The sequence below is a fragment of the Amycolatopsis sp. La24 genome (assembly GCF_029087445.1).
Classification (GTDB): Bacteria; Actinomycetota; Actinomycetes; order Mycobacteriales; family Pseudonocardiaceae; genus Amycolatopsis; species Amycolatopsis nivea.
The window spans coordinates 103,093-117,457 of record NZ_JARACH010000026.1 but is presented as its reverse complement, the minus strand read 5'-3'; the positions used below and the strand labels follow the sequence as shown (position 1 = coordinate 117,457).

The window sequence follows — 14,365 nt, the reverse complement described above, 5'->3', positions numbered from 1 at the left end:
GCGATGAGCAGCCTCGACCTTGTACTCAGCCGTGTACGACCGGCGCTTGCGAGGAGGCATGAGGACATCCTTTCAGCAGGACGACTGATCCTGCTAACTCGGTGTCCACTACCCGGGGTGAACCTCACAGCGCCGCGATCCCGCACTTCTGATCACAAGCTTTCTCCTCGCGAGCCCACGTGGAGCCAGGCTGCCGCTAGAACTTGCTGCGAGGTCGATGCGAAGCCGTCGCTTCCCTCGCTCGCGCGCAGCGCTTGATGACGGCTGTCAACGGCCAGATGGATCTGGCTCTGGCTTGAAGTCCGTGATCGGACAGCGACCGGTGGTCGGCCGGTCGGTGGCGTAGTCGATCCTGTTGGTGGTGCGAAGATCAGGGTCTGAAAAGGTTGTTTCCTCATCTCGCTCCGCTTGCTGTGGACGGACTGGTAATTCGCCCTGCGCAGGTGTCGGCTCGGACACCTCGCAGACCTCGAGCGCGTTCGAGTGTTGCGGTTCGATGATCAACGCGCGCACAGCGTTTTCCTTCCTTCGGGGTCTCGTTTGCGGTGGGATAACCGCTCCAAGTCGTTGTCGCCAGCGGTTTTCGCGTTGATTGGCGGTTCCGCTGTCTCGGACAGTCGGGGCATCGGCTGTTGAACCAGCCGGTTGTCGCAGCTCTGCTCATGGTGAACGCCTGCAGTGTCATCCACTTTGGACAATCGGCTTCGCCGTGTCGGGCGAGGTCGTGCGGAGGTGGTCTATCTGGGTCGCGGAGCGTCGGTCAGCGTCGCTGCTTCGGAAAGCGTCGAATTCGTGCAGGGTCGAAGGGAGGGCCTTAAACGGACGGTCATCGCTTGCTCGCTTTGAGTGAGTTACCTGGTCAGCGGTGTGGATCAGGTAGCTAGGGTGCTAGCGTTTGGTTTCTGTACAACCGAATACCGTGACTGTCGGGGGAAGCCGGGCAAGAGCCGGCGCTGACTCGCAACCGTAGGTCCGCTTCATGGCGGGCAAGTCGGAATGCCTGATGGTCACGAGTGGCTCCTGCCGTCGAAGACTACGGAACGGGGCCCGGCCGCGCGTGCGCTTGACTGGGGTGTCGCGGTGACGGGTCGCGTTCAGACCACTCACCGCAAAGGACATGACTATTGTTCTCCCTGGCCAAGACTGCCGCGATCAGTGTGCTCGCGGTTCCCTTCTTCGTTTCCTCTCCGGCTGCTGCCGCGCCCGCGTCGTACACCGACGGCCCGTGCCAGGGCATTTCGGGTGTGACTGTCGTGGTGGACGCTACGCATTTCGCGGGGGCGAAGGTGACGAGACGTTGCGTCGCCGGCGACCCGGAGACCGCTTTCGAGGCGCTGAGCGAGGCCGGGTTCGCTCCCGTGCACGGGACCGGCCAGGGGCAGCAGGGCCCCTACCAGTACTTGTGCCGGATCGACGCTCGTCCGTCCAGTTCTGCTGACCCGTGCACCGGGTTCGTGTCGGGCGCGCCGTACTGGGCGTACTGGGTGCCGGACGCCCAGAACGCCAACTGGACTTATGCCGACGACGGCGTGGACACGTCGGACCCGGCGCCGGGCACTGTGCTCGGATTCTCCTTCGGCGCGGGCACCGCGTCGGACCCGAATCAGATGAGCTTGACGCTGGCACAGGCGAAGGACCCGAACTGGACCGGTTCGTGAGGCAGGGTGCCGGTGCGGTGGCCTGCGCATTGGCGCTGGCCACGGCGTTTCCGGCACCCGGGCTGGCGGTGCCCGCGCCGCAGGCGGCCGGGCCCGCCGCGGCCGCTGGGGAGTTCCTGGCTCGGGAGTTCGGCAGGCTCGACAATGCTTTTCCGAGCCCGACCTCGCCCGGCAACAACGATGCGGGGCTGATGGCCGATGCGCTGCTGGCCCTGCACCGGGCGGGAGTGGCGCCTGCCGTCCAGGCGAAGGCGACCGCGAAGCTGCGCGCGAATTTCTTCAGCGCGACGATCGTGTCGGCGGGCGTCCTGGGCAAGGACATGATCGTGGCCGCGGATCAGGGCGTGAATCCGCGGCAGTGGGGGAAAGACAGTGCGGGCAAGGACATCGACCTCGTCGCGCGGCTCAGTGCGGCGCAGAATTCCGCGGGTGCTTTCGAGGACACCGCGGCCAGCGGGGCACGCACTCCGGCCAACGTGTTCAGCCAGGCATTGGCGCTGATCGGCTTGCGCAAGGCCGGGATCGGCAATCCCGCGGGTGCGGCGGCGTTGCTGCGCCAGCAGTGTCCGGGCGGAGGGTTTCGGTTGAACGTGCCGGTCGGCGACGCGACCGGGCAGTGCGCGTCGGACGCCGAAGTCAGCGCGGACACCACCGCGATGGGGATGTGGGCGCTCGTTGAGATCGGCGGCCACCAACCGCAGGTGGCGAAGGCGTTGGGCTGGCTGCGTGCTCAGCAGGATCCCGTGACCGGGGCGTTCAGCGCGGATCCGAAGAACCCGGCGCAGGTGAATACCAACTCCTCCGGATTGGCCGCGATGGCGCTGGCGCTCGGTGGCGACGGCAAGGCGGCTTCGCGGGCGACCGGGTGGCTGGCCGCCATGCAGGTGCCGCAGAGCGTGCCGGTTCCGGCGATGGCCGGCGCGATCGCGAAGAGCCAGACAGATCTGGACACGATCAACCGTGACGCGAAGTCTTTCTGGCTCAAGCCCAGCGGCTCCGACAACCTGGGCAAGCAGGACGGCCTGCGCCGGGCCACTGCGCAGGCGTTGCTGGGCCTGGCCGCCGCGGTTCCCGGCCCGGTGCCGCCGCGCCCGCCCGGCAACCCGCCGCACGACGACGCGCCTCCGGGCATCCCGGTGCGCGGTGCTCCGGGCCCGGTTGTCGGCAAGTCCGGTGGCAGGCCCGTCGCCGCGCCGCGGACCGACTTGGTGGCGCCGGAACCGCCCGCGGTGTCGACCACAGTCTTGAATGTGCCTGCGAGTGGCCCCCCTGCCCCGGCGCCGAGCGCACAGCCGGTGCCGGTGACCGCCTCGACGCCCGATCGGGTGGGGCAGGCGCGAGCGCTCGAGTCCCGCCCGGCGTCGTTCTGGACCGGCCCGGAGGGTGTCGCGGCAGCGGTACTGGCCGGGTTGCTGTTCGCCGCGGGCACGTTCTGGTTCCTGGTGCGGCGCAAGGGATCCCGGTCGTGAGGCGGTGGACGGCGGTGCTGCCGGCCGGATTTTTGGCGATGGGCGGTGCCGTCGTCGCAGCGCCTGTTGTCGCGGCGGCACCGGCGTGCACGGCGACTTCCGGGGTGCTGGTGGTCGTGGACTTCGGATCTCTCGGCGGGGGAGTGGTGCAGCGTTGTCTGGGAACACCGCCCGAAACCGGATATGACGCGTTGCGCGCGGCAGGATTCCGTACCGCCGGAACCGTGCACGACGGTCCGGCTTTCGTGTGTCGCATCGACGATCGGCCCTCGCCGGCGGTGGAGCCGTGCACGGATACTCCGCCGACCACGGCGTACTGGTCGTATTGGGACGGCAACGTCGGCACGAACCGGTGGGAGTACAGCAACGAGGGCGCGATGAGCGCAACCCCGCGAGCAGGCCAGGTCGAGGGATGGTCGTTCGGGAGCGGGCAGCCGCCGCACTCTGCGGTGACCGCGCTGGTCGCCCCGGCGGGACAGCCTCGCCCGCAAGGCGGTGTAGTGGGCCCGGGTGCGCAGAACGGTCCGCCGACAGGGGACAGCGCACCGCTGCAGCAGGCGTCTGCGGGCGCGCAGCCGCCGCGGAGTTCCGGAGCCATCGCGCCGAGCGAGCCGCCGTCGATGCAGGCTAACGTGTCCGCCCCGGCGGAGTCTTCTCGGCCATCGGGATCGAGTAGCGCTCCGGAACCGGCGGCGGCCGCGTCCGATGCCGTTGCCACGACTGGATTCCCGACGTTGCCGGTGGTGGCGTTCGGGGCGATCTGGCTGCTGGGAATCCTTGCCGCGATCGTGGTCCGGCGCCGCCGCAAACGGGCGGCGGAGTGATCGGCGCCGCCGCGCTGCCGCGGATGCTGCATCCCGCGGCGTGGTGGATCTGGGCGCTCGGCATGGCGACGGCGGCCAGCAGGACCACGAACCCATTGCTGCTCGGCTTGATTCTCGCGGTGGCCGGGCTCGTGGTGGCGCTCCGGCGCGGGGAGGCCCCGTGGGCGCGGGGTTTTCGCGCGTACCTGGTCCTGGCGCTGGTGGTGATCGGGTTCCGGGTGCTGTTCCGGATTCTGCTCGGTTCCGCCTTCACCGGGGGCGGGCATCTGCTGTTCACAGTGCCGCAGATTCCGCTGCCGCACTGGATGGCCGGGGTGCGCCTCGGCGGACCGGTCGAGTTGGAGGGCATTCTGAGCGCCGCTTACGACGGTTTGCGGCTGGCCACGTTGCTGGTGTGCGTCGGCGCGGCCAACACGCTCGCCAATCCGAAGCGGGTCCTGCGGATGCTGCCCGGTGCCTTGTACGAGATCGGCACCACCGTGGTGATCGCGCTGACGGTGGCGCCGCAGCTGATCGAGAGCGGCCAGCGGATCATGCGTGCCCGAGCGCTGCGCGGAACCACCGGGAAACTGTTCCGGACGGTGGCGTTGCCGGTGCTGGCCGACGCGCTGGACCGGGCGATCGCGCTGGCTGCGGCGATGGACTCGCGCGGCTACGGCCAGAGCCGGGAGCGGTCCGCGGCCGCGCGACGCACCGCCGCGGCGCTGATGCTGGCCGGCCTGCTCGGTTTGTGCGTGGGCAGCTACGGGTTGCTGGCCGCCGACCAGCACAGCTACGGGCCGCCGATGCTGGTCGCGGGCGCGGCGGTGTGCTGCCTGGGGCTTTATCTCGGCGGGAGACGGGTCCAGCGGAGCCGCTACCGGCCGGATCCCTGGTCGGTGCCGGAGTGGGCGGTCGCGGCGTCCGGTGTCGTCGTGGTCGTGCTGGTCGCGTCGGCGGATCCGGTCGTGCTGAACCCGCCGCTGCTGGCACCGGGGATGGACGTGCTGGCCTTGGCCGGGATTCTCGCCGGGTTGCTGCCCGCGGTCGCCGCACCGCCCCCGCCCGCGCTGACCGCGCGGTACCGGCAGGGAGTGCTGCGGTGATCGACTTCTGCGAGGTGAGCATCGCCTACCGGGGGACACCGGTGCTGTGCGACGTCTCCCTGCGCATCGACGAGGGCGAGCTGGCCCTGGTGGTGGGCCGCACCGGTTCCGGGAAATCGACGCTGCTGGGCGCGGTGAACGGGCTGGTGCCGCACTTCACCGGCGGGCGGATGGCCGGCCGGGTCACCGTCGCCGGCCGGGACACCCGCACGCATCGGCCGCGCGAGCTGGCCGCGGTGGTCGGAGTGGTCGGGCAGGACCCGGTCGCCGGATTCGTCACCGATTCGGTGGAGGAAGAACTGGCCTACGGCATGGAACAGCTGGGCGCGCCCGCCGACGTGATGCGCAAGCGGGTCGAGGAGACGATGGACCTGCTGGGCATCGCGGAGCTGCGGGACCGTCCGCTCCGCACGCTGTCCGGCGGACAGCAGCAGCGGGTCGCGATCGGCTCCGTGCTCGCCGCCGGCCCGCGGGTGCTGGTTCTCGACGAACCGACCTCCGCGCTGGACCCCGGTGCGGCGGAAGAAGTCCTGGCCGTCGTGACCCGGCTGGTCCACGACCTCGGCATCACCGTATTGATCGCCGAGCACCGGCTGGAACGAGTGCTGCAGTACGCCGACCGGGTGCTGACCGTGGACGGCGGCCGGGTGACCGTCGACGAGCCAGCCCAGGCGATGCGGTCCGCGCCGATCGCCCCGCCGGTGGTCGCGCTGGGGCGGCTCGCCGGGTGGGATCCGTTGCCCTTGTCGGTCCGCGACGCCCGCCGCCGGGCGCAGCCACTGCGCGCCGAACTTCCCGCGGCACCGGTGCCGCCACCACTCGAGACCGGCGCGAAGACGTTGTCCAGCCGAGATGTCGTGGTCCAATACGGCGGCACGGTCGCTGTGCGCGAAGTGTCGCTGAGCGCGGCAGCCGGGGAAACGGTGGCGTTGATGGGGCGAAACGGCTCCGGCAAGTCGTCGCTGCTGTGGGCATTGCAGGGCAGCGGCACCCGGAACCGCGGCGAGGTCGCGATCCGCGGGACGGATCCCGCGAACCTGAAGCCGTTGCCGCGCCGGGAACTCGCCGCTCTGGTCCCGCAGTCCCCGGCCGATCTGCTGTACCTGCACACCGTCGGCGAAGAACTGGGCTCTGCCCGCGCTCGCGAGATCCTGGACGAACTGGCCCCCGGCATCGACCCGGACGCGCATCCGCGCGACCTTTCCGAAGGCCAGCGCCTCGCCCTCGCGCTCGCCGTGCAACTCTCCGCCAACCCCGCGGTGCTGCTGCTCGACGAACCGACCCGCGGCCTCGACTACCCCGGCAAGCAGCGGCTCACCGCGCTGGTGCGGTCCTTTCCTGGCGCGGTCCTGATCGCCACGCACGACGTGGAATTCGTGGCGGAGACGTGTGATCGGGCTGTGGTGCTCGCCGACGGCGAAGTAGTCGCCGACGGGCCGACCGCAGACGTGGTGGTGTCGTCGCCGTTGTTCGCCCCGCAGGTGGCGAAGATCCTCGGCGGCGGCTGGCTGACCGTCGACCAGGTGGCCGAGGCGCTGCGGTGAGCCCGGTGCGCATCGGCCGCTGGTCGGCGGTCCTGCTGGTTGTGTCGTCCGTGCTGGGCGTCGCCGCGTTCTGCTGGCCGTTCTTCGTCGCTCCCGGCACGCTGCTGGCCGATGCGGCCGCCGAAGCGCCGCTGGTGTTCGGCCTGCTCCTGGTACTGGTGCTCGGCGTCCTTCTGGCCCAGTTGGCAGACGGCGGGATCGACGCGAAAGCGCTGGCGTTGCTGGGAGTGCTGGCCGCGGTCAACGCAGCACTGCGTCCGCTCGGGGCCGGTGCAGGCGGCATCGAGACCGTCTTCTTCCTGCTGGTGCTCGCCGGACGGGTGTTCGGCCCTGGGTTCGGCTTCACCCTCGGCGCGGTGTCGCTGTTCGCCTCGGCACTGCTGACCGGCGGGATCGGGCCGTGGCTTCCGTTCCAGATGTTCGGCTGCGCCTGGGTCGGGCTTGGCGCGGGACTGCTTCCCCGCGCCAAGGGCCGTCTCGAAATCGTCCTGCTGGCGGCGTACGGCGCGGTGTCCGCCTTCGGATACGGGCTCGCGTTGAACCTCTCGTTCTGGCCGTTCGCGCTCGGCGCGCACACCGCCCTGTCCTTCGACCCCAACGCCTCGACACTGACCAACTTCGGCCACTACTTCCTCTTCGACGCGGCGACCTCTCTGGGCTGGGACACCGGCCGCGCAGTGACTAACGTCGTGGCGATAGCGGTGTTCGGCCCGCTGGTCCTGGCGACACTGCGCCGCGCGTCGCGGCGGGCCGCTTTCGAGACGCCGGCGGAATTCCACGACGCGCGGGCGTGACGCGATCAGGCTCGGGCGACGGCGCGCTGAGCCTGCCCGCTATAGGTGCTGGACGGGCGGATGAGGCTGTTCGCCGCGAGTTGTTCGGTGATGTGCGCGGTCCAGCCGGTGATGCGGGCGGCGACGAAGATCGGCGTGAACACCGGGGTGTCGAAGCCCATCAGGTGATAGGCGGGTCCGGCGGGGTAGTCGAGGTTGGGGTGCAGGCCTTTCTCCGCGTACATCGCCCGCGCGAGAGCTTCGTACAGGTCCAGCAGCCGGTGCCCGTCGCGGAGTTCGGCGACGACCTGCAGGGCCTGGCGCATCGTCGGGACGCGCGAGTCGCCCTTCTTGTAGACGCGGTGGCCGAAGCCCATGATCTTGCGTTTCTCCGCCAGTGCCGTCTCGAGCCATTTCTCGGCGTTGTCCGCGGAGCCGATTTCCTCGAACGTCTCCATCACGGCTTCGTTGGCGCCGCCGTGCAGCGGTCCTTTGAGCGCGCCGATCGCGGCGGTGACCGCACTGTACAGATCGGACAGTGTCGAGGTCACGACGCGCGAGGTGAAGGTGGACGCGTTGAAGCTGTGTTCGGCGTAGAGCACCAGCGAGGTCTCGAACGCGCGGACGATCGCCGGTTCCGGCACCGAACCCAGTGCCAGATAGAGGAAGTTCTCGGCGTAACCCAGGTCGTCGCGCGGGTTGAGCGGGAGCAGGCCCCGGCGCCGGCGCTGGGTGAGCGCGACGACCGTCGGCAGCGCGGCGAACAGCCGGAGCGCCTTGGCCTGGTTGGCGGCGGGGCTGTTGTCGTCCTCGTCCGGGTCGTTCGCGCCGAGGATGCTCACCGCAGTGCGGAGCGTGTCCATCGGATGCGCGGATTCGGGCAGGGCGAGCAGGGTGAGGACGAGATCGTGCGGCAGCGCGCGGTGGGCGCGTTCGATCGCGTTCTGCTCGGCCAGTTGGTCTGCCGTCGGGAGTTCTCCGTGCCACAGCAGGTGGGCGACCTCTTCGAAGCTGCAGTGCGCGGCGAGGTCCTGGACCGGGTAGCCGCGGTAGGTCAGCGAGTTGGTGTCCGGGTTGACCATGGAGACCGCGGTGGTGTCGACGACGACTCCGGCAAGTCCTTTGTGGATAGCGGGTGCAGACATAGGTGTCCCCTTGAAGGAATGCGCGCCGGGTCAGACGCGGAAGTTGAAAACGTTCTCGTCGAAGGCGTTGTATTCGGAGTAGTCGAGCAGGTCGTAAAGGTCGCGGCGGTGCTGCATCTGTTCGAGCAGCGACGCTTGGCTGCCCTCTTCGGTGATCGTGCGCAGGCCGGTTTCCGCGGCGTGCATGGCCAGGCGCAGCAGGGTCACCGGGTAGATGACCACGTTGACGCCCGCGGATTCGAGCGTTGTCACGTCGAGGAGTTCGCTTTTCCCGAATTCGGTCATGTTCGCCAGAATCGGGATGTCGACGGCCTTGCGGAGCTTCTCGAAATCGGCGGCGTCGGCCATCGCCTCGGGGAACAGCAGGTCCGCGCCCGCGTCGGCGAATTCCTTCGCGCGGATGATTGCCTCGTCCATGCCGTGCACGGCTTTGGCGTCGGTGCGCGCGGCGATGACGAAGTTGGGGTCGCGGCGGGCGTCGACGGCGGCTTTGATCCGCTTGACCGCGGTTTCGCGGTCCACGACGTCCTTTCCGTCGAGGTGGCCGCATCGCTTCGGGTTCACCTGGTCTTCCAGGTGCATCCCGGCGACCCCGGCGTCTTCCAGCAGCTGGACGGTGCGGGCGGCGTTCATCGGCTCGCCGAACCCGGTGTCCGCGTCGACCAGCGTCGGCAGCGCGGTGACGCGCGAGATCTGCTGCGAGCGCCCGGCCACCTCGGTGATGGTGGTGAGTCCGATGTCGGGCAGGCCGAGATCGGCGGACAGGACCGCGCCGGAGATGTAGACGCCGTCGAAGCCGCGTCGTTCGATCAGCTTCGCGCTGAGCGGGTTGAACGCGCCGGGGAGTCGGAGCAGCCGTCCTGAACCGAGGGCTTCGCGGAACCCGGCGCGCTTCTCCGCGGCTGGGGGAGTGGCGTGGAGCATCAGAAGATCCCCTTCGTCTTCGGGGTCGCGTCGATTGCCGACGGCAGAGCGAGTTCGCGAACTTCGTCGGCGTCCAGTTCGGACAGTCGGCTCACGGCGTCGAGGAACCGGTCCTGGTCCGCCTGGGCGATCACCCCGTCGGCGAGGGTGCGGAATTTCGCCACGTAGTGCTCGCGGGCGAACGGCCGGGCCCCGGCGGGATGGGCGTCGGCGACGGCGATCTCGTCGGTGATCGTGGTCCCGTCGGCCAAGGTGACCTCGACGCGGCCGCCGAACGCCGGTTCCGGCTCGTGATAGCGCCGGGTCCACTCTGGATCCTCCACAGTGGACACTTTTTGCCACAGCTCCACGGTGTCCGGGCGGGTCGCGCGTTCCCGGGCGTAGGAGGCTTCGTGGTGCCAGCTGCCGTCTTGGAGAGCGACCGCGAAGATGTACGGGATCGAGTGGTCGAGCGTTTCGCGGCTGGCGTTCGGGTCGTACTTCTGCGGGTCGTTCGCGCCGGAGCCGATCACGTAGTGCGTGTGGTGGCTCGTGTGGATCACGATCCGTTCCACCTTGCCCAGTTCGCCGATCCGCGGCCCGAGCCTGCGGGCGAGGTCGATCAGCGCCTGGCTCTGGTACTCCGCCGAGTGTTCCTTGGTGTAGGTGTCCAAAATGGACCGCTTGGGCTCGCCGGGCTCGGGCAGCGGCACGGTGTAGCGCGCTTCCGGGCCGCTGAGCAGCCAGGCGATGAAGCCGTCTTCGCCCTCGTAGATCGGGCTCGGCGCGCCCTCGCCGCGCAGCGCCCGGTCGACCGCCTCGATCGCGGTCTTCCCGGCGAACGCGGGCGCGTAGGCCTTCCAGGACGAGATCTCGCCCTTGCGGGACTGGCGGGTGGTCGTCGTGGTGTGCAGCGCTTGGCCGATCGCCTGGTACACGGTTTCGGTGTCCAGCCGCAGCAGCGCGCCGAGGCCGCCGGCGACCGACGGCCCGAGGTGCGCGATGTGGTCGATCTTGTGCTCGTGCAGGCATATTCCGCGGACGAGGTCGACCTGCAGCTCGTACCCGGCGGCGATCCCGCGGACCAGGTCGGCTCCGGTGCGGCCGGTGTGCTGTGCGACGGCGAGGATCGGCGGGATGTTGTCGCCCGGGTGCGAGTAGTCGGCGGCGAGGAAGGTGTCGTGATAGTCCAGTTCGCGGACCGCGACGCCGTTGGCCCACGCGGCCCACTCTGGGGAGTACCGGCCGGAGACTCCGAACACGGCCGCGCCGGGGCTGGCCGGATGCGCGAGCGCCTGGTCGCGGGCGGCGGACACCGGCCGCCGGGACAGCGAGGCGGCGGCGACCGCGGCGTTGTCGATCACCCGGTTGACCACCATGTCGGCGACCTCGGGCAGCACCGGCGCCGGATCGGTGGCGACGGACGCCAGCTTCCAGGCCAGCTGCTCTTCGCGCGGCAGCGGCTCGGCGGACCGGTAGGTGCGGACGGTGTGGTCGGTCATCGCGTTCCTTTGTGAATGTTGTGCGGCTTGGCTGTCAGCGTGGCACTCGCGCGGTTACGTGGCCAGCGCTCGCGCCGGTGAAGTCTTGTGAAGGTTGGCTCGGGTCTTGTAACAGTTGTTAAAGTCAGTGTGTGGAGAAGATGTACGCCGGGGCGCGGCTGCGGCAGCTGCGCGAGGACCGGTCGCTGTCCCAGTCGGACCTGGCGCGGCTGCTGGAGATCTCGCCCAGCTACGTGAACCAGCTGGAACACAACGGCCGTCCGCTGACCCTGCCGGTGTTGCTGAAGCTCACTGAGCACTTCGGCGTGGACGCCGAGTTCTTCGCGCCGCAGGACACCGTCCGCTTGGTCGCGGACGTGCGCGAGGTGTTCGCCGACGACACGGTGGACGGTGCGATCTCACCGGTCGAAATGGACGAACTGACCGCGAAACTGCCGGGCGTCGCCCGCACGATGGTCGCGCTGCACCGCCGTTATCGCGAAGCGGTCGAGAACATCGCCGCGCTCACTGCGGAGCAGGGAGTGGACCAGACGACGGTGCAGCAGCCGCACGAGAAGGTCCGCGACTGGTTTTACGCCCGCAACAACCACGTCGGCACGCTTGACCAAGCCGCGGAAGACCTCGCGGCGGAGTTGCGGCTGCATCCCGGCGAAGTGCGCGCGGGGCTGGTCACCGCGCTGAAGGAACGACACGGCGTGCGGGTGGTCGCCGAGCAGCTCGGTACTGGGCAACACTTCTTCGACCGTCGGCGCAAGGTTCTGCAGCTCTCGCCGATGCTCCGGCCGGGACAGGTCGCGTTCCGGCTGGGGTCCGAACTGGCGATGCTGGAGTCCGGTGCCGAGATCGACCGGCTCGCCGCCAGCAGCGGGTTCGCCGACGAAACCGCGCGACGGCTGCTGCGGATCGGCCTCGCCAACTACTACGCGGGCGCGCTGGTGCTCCCGTATCGAGTGTTTCTCGGTGCAGCGGAACGACTTCGCTACGACGTGACGCTGTTGTCCGGGGAGTTCGGCGTCGGCTTCGAGACTGTGTGCCATCGACTGTCCACTTTGCAGCGTCGCGGCGCGCGCGGGGTGCCGTTCTCGTTCGTCCGGGTCGATCGCGCGGGCAACGTGTCGAAACGCCAGTCGGCCACCGGATTCCACTTCTCCCGCGCGGGCGGCTCGTGTCCACTATGGATCGTCTACGAGGCGTTTTCCTCGCCGGGCCGGATCGTCACGCAGATCGCCGAACTGCCGGACGGCAAGAAGTACTTCTGGCTCGCCCGCACGGTCACGCGTGCGGCGGGCGGGCACGGCGAACCGGGCAAGACGTTCGCGATCGGCCTTGGCTGCGAATTGCGGCACGCGAACCGGCTCGTGTACTCCGACGGGCTGGCGCTCGGGAAGGACGCGGCGGTGACCCCGATCGGCATCGGCTGCAAAGTGTGCGAGCGCCCGGCGTGCCCGCAGCGCGCGTTCCCGGCGATCGGCCGCCCGCTGCGGGTGGCCGACCACACGAGCAGCGTGCTGCCGTACCCGCCGCTGGGATGAGCGCGCGCAGCCTAGCGGCGGATCGGCCGCCCGGATGAGGGGTGCGCCACTCTCGACATACTTGGACTTCCTACTTTATGGTGTCCACAGGTCCACGGTGCAGGGAAGCCGGTGCGAATCCGGCGCGGTCCCGCCACTGTGACCGGGGAGTGCCGTCCCACGCGGGAAAGGCCACTGGCGAGAGCCGGGAAGGCCGGGACGGGGCAGATCCGGGAGCCAGGATACCGGCTGTGGACGTCCGTGTTCGTCCACGAGGATGGAGCAGAACGCATGTGGCTGACCCCTGCCTGCGTGAAAGACGCCGACCCGCCGCCGCTGCGGTAGGTCCGCGCCGTCCTGCCGTGCCGCGGCGGGATCCGGTGCTTGTCGCGCCGCGCGGTTTCCGTGTGGCGGCTCTCTCCTGCGCTCTTTCCGAAAGGCTTCGTTGTGACTGCTGAACTCACGCACTTCGTCGGCGGCAAACCGGTTCCTGGCACGTCCGGGCGGTTCGCCGACGTCTACGACCCCAGCTCCGGCACGGTCCAGGCACGGGTCCCGCTGGCCTCCGCGGCAGAAGTCGCCGCCGCGGTCGGCGTGGCCGCCGAGGCACAGCGCGAATGGGCGCGATGGAACCCGCAGCGCCGCGCCCGCGTGCTGATGCGGTTCGTCGACCTGGTCCGCGCGGAGGAGGACAGCCTGGCGCGGCTCCTCTCGTCCGAACACGGCAAGACCGTCGCCGACGCGCGCGGCGACATTGAGCGCGGACTTGAGGTCGTGGAGTTCGCGATCGGCATCCCGCACCTGCTCAAGGGCGAGTTCAGCGACAGCGCGGGCACCGGGATCGACGTGTATTCGATGCGCCAGCCGCTGGGCGTCGTCGCCGGGATCACGCCGTTCAACTTCCCGGCGATGATCCCGCTGTGGAAGGCGGGGCCGGCGCTGGCGTGCGGCAACGCGTTCGTGCTCAAGCCGTCCGAGCGCGACCCGTCGGTGCCGTTGCGGCTGGCCGAGCTGTTTCTCGAAGCTGGCCTGCCGCCGGGCGTGTTCCAGGTGGTCAACGGCGACAAGGAAGCCGTGGACGCGCTGCTCACCGATCCGCGGGTCGAGGCCGTCGGCTTCGTGGGTTCGTCGGACATCGCGCAGTACGTGTATTCGCAGGCTGCGGACCACGGCAAACGCGCGCAGTGCTTCGGCGGCGCGAAGAACCACCTGATCGTGATGCCGGACGCTGACCTCGACAAGGTTGTGGAAGCGCTCGTCGGCGCCGGGTACGGCTCGGCGGGGGAGCGTTGCATGGCGATCTCGGTCGCGGTGCCGGTCGGCGAAGCGACCGCCGACGCGCTGGTGGAACGGCTGGCCGCCCGCGTCACAACGCTCAAGGTCGGCGCCGCGCTGGACGAGACCGCCGACTTCGGCCCGCTGGTCAGCTCGGCCGCGGTGCAGCGGGTGCGCGACTACGTCGACATCGGCGTCGCCGAGGGCGCGGAGCTGGTGGTGGACGGCCGGGACGTCACTGTCGAAGGGCACGAGAACGGCTTCTTCCTCGGCGGCTGCCTGTTCGACAAGGTGACACCGGAGATGCGGATCTACCGCGAGGAGATCTTCGGCCCGGTGCTCGCGGTGGTGCGCGCGGCCGACTACGAGGAGGCGCTGCGGCTGCCGAGCGAGCACGAATACGGCAACGGCGTCGCGATCTTCACCCGCGACGGCGACACCGCCCGCGACTTCACGTCGCGGGTCGACACCGGCATGGTCGGCGTGAACGTGCCGATCCCGGTGCCGATCGCCTACCACACGTTCGGCGGCTGGAAGCGGTCCGGCTTCGGCGACCTGAACCAGCACGGCCCGGATGCGGTGCGGTTCTACACCAAGACCAAGACCGTCACCTCGCGCTGGCCCTCCGGGACCAAGGAAAACGCGAGCTTCGTCATCCCGACGATGGACTGAGGCG

12 protein-coding genes and 1 riboswitch are annotated in these 14,365 nt (G+C 69.6%); of the genes, 8 read left to right on the top strand and 4 right to left on the bottom strand.

Translation table 11 applies throughout. From position 1 onward, the window contains the following. Positions 1-267 precede the first annotated feature (267 nt). Complete coding sequence (locus PUT80_RS24325) at positions 268-513, bottom strand: hypothetical protein (RefSeq protein WP_275293600.1); 246 nt, start codon at positions 511-513, stop codon at positions 268-270. Positions 514-1,124: 611 nt separating this feature from the next. On the opposite strand from PUT80_RS24325, the gene PUT80_RS24320 reads away from it, so the two are divergent. The 6 genes from PUT80_RS24320 to PUT80_RS24295 are packed head-to-tail and all read left to right on the top strand — an operon-like array spanning position 1,125 to position 7,374. Then, positions 1,125-1,658, top strand: a complete 534-nt coding sequence (locus tag PUT80_RS24320; RefSeq protein ID WP_275293599.1) for a hypothetical protein — start codon at positions 1,125-1,127, stop codon at positions 1,656-1,658. 17 nt (positions 1,659-1,675) lie between these two features. Continuing rightward, positions 1,676-3,127 carry a prenyltransferase/squalene oxidase repeat-containing protein gene (locus PUT80_RS24315; RefSeq protein WP_275293598.1) on the top strand — a complete coding sequence of 484 codons (1,452 nt, stop codon included), beginning with the start codon at positions 1,676-1,678 and terminating at the stop codon, positions 3,125-3,127. Then, entirely contained in the window at positions 3,124-3,951 is an 828-nt protein-coding gene (locus PUT80_RS24310; RefSeq protein WP_275293597.1) for a hypothetical protein, read from the top strand. Before PUT80_RS24315 ends, PUT80_RS24310 begins: the two co-directional genes overlap by 4 nt. After that, complete coding sequence (locus PUT80_RS24305; protein ID WP_343076900.1) at positions 3,948-5,036, top strand: energy-coupling factor transporter transmembrane component T; 1,089 nt, start codon at positions 3,948-3,950, stop codon at positions 5,034-5,036. The genes PUT80_RS24310 and PUT80_RS24305 overlap by 4 nt, the downstream gene beginning before the upstream one ends. After that, positions 5,033-6,580, top strand: a complete 1,548-nt coding sequence (locus tag PUT80_RS24300) for an ABC transporter ATP-binding protein (protein ID WP_275293596.1) — start codon at positions 5,033-5,035, stop codon at positions 6,578-6,580. Before PUT80_RS24305 ends, PUT80_RS24300 begins: the two co-directional genes overlap by 4 nt. Then, positions 6,577-7,374 (top strand): ECF transporter S component, encoded by a 798-nt coding sequence (locus PUT80_RS24295; RefSeq protein WP_275293595.1) that lies wholly within the window; start codon positions 6,577-6,579, stop codon positions 7,372-7,374. Before PUT80_RS24300 ends, PUT80_RS24295 begins: the two co-directional genes overlap by 4 nt. A gap of 5 nt (positions 7,375-7,379) precedes the next feature. Here the strand turns inward: PUT80_RS24295 and PUT80_RS24290 are convergent, their stop codons facing one another. Genes PUT80_RS24290 through PUT80_RS24280 form a run of 3 tightly spaced genes read right to left on the bottom strand, consistent with a single transcriptional unit; the run spans position 7,380 to position 10,903 of the window. After that, the gene (locus PUT80_RS24290) at positions 7,380-8,498 is read right to left on the bottom strand and encodes a bifunctional 2-methylcitrate synthase/citrate synthase (protein ID WP_275293594.1); all 1,119 of its coding nucleotides are present in this window, start codon (positions 8,496-8,498) and stop codon (positions 7,380-7,382) included. Positions 8,499-8,528: 30 nt separating this feature from the next. Further along, positions 8,529-9,422, bottom strand: a complete 894-nt coding sequence (gene prpB, locus PUT80_RS24285) for a methylisocitrate lyase (RefSeq protein WP_275293593.1) — start codon at positions 9,420-9,422, stop codon at positions 8,529-8,531. Further along, a complete protein-coding gene (locus PUT80_RS24280; RefSeq protein WP_275293592.1) occupies positions 9,422-10,903 on the bottom strand; it encodes an MmgE/PrpD family protein in 1,482 nt (493 codons plus the stop codon). Before PUT80_RS24280 ends, prpB begins: the two co-directional genes overlap by 1 nt. A gap of 131 nt (positions 10,904-11,034) precedes the next feature. Here PUT80_RS24280 and PUT80_RS24275 point away from each other — a divergent pair, with 131 nt between their 5' ends. Both PUT80_RS24275 and PUT80_RS24270 read left to right on the top strand, forming a co-directional pair. Then, complete coding sequence (locus PUT80_RS24275; RefSeq protein WP_275293591.1) at positions 11,035-12,435, top strand: short-chain fatty acyl-CoA regulator family protein; 1,401 nt, start codon at positions 11,035-11,037, stop codon at positions 12,433-12,435. A 61-nt stretch (positions 12,436-12,496) separates the two neighbouring features. Further along, positions 12,497-12,683: riboswitch (cobalamin riboswitch) on the top strand. Positions 12,684-12,861: 178 nt separating this feature from the next. Then, positions 12,862-14,361, top strand: coding sequence for a CoA-acylating methylmalonate-semialdehyde dehydrogenase (locus tag PUT80_RS24270; protein ID WP_275293590.1), 1,500 nt, complete (start codon positions 12,862-12,864; stop codon positions 14,359-14,361). The last annotated feature ends 4 nt before the right edge of the window (positions 14,362-14,365 follow it).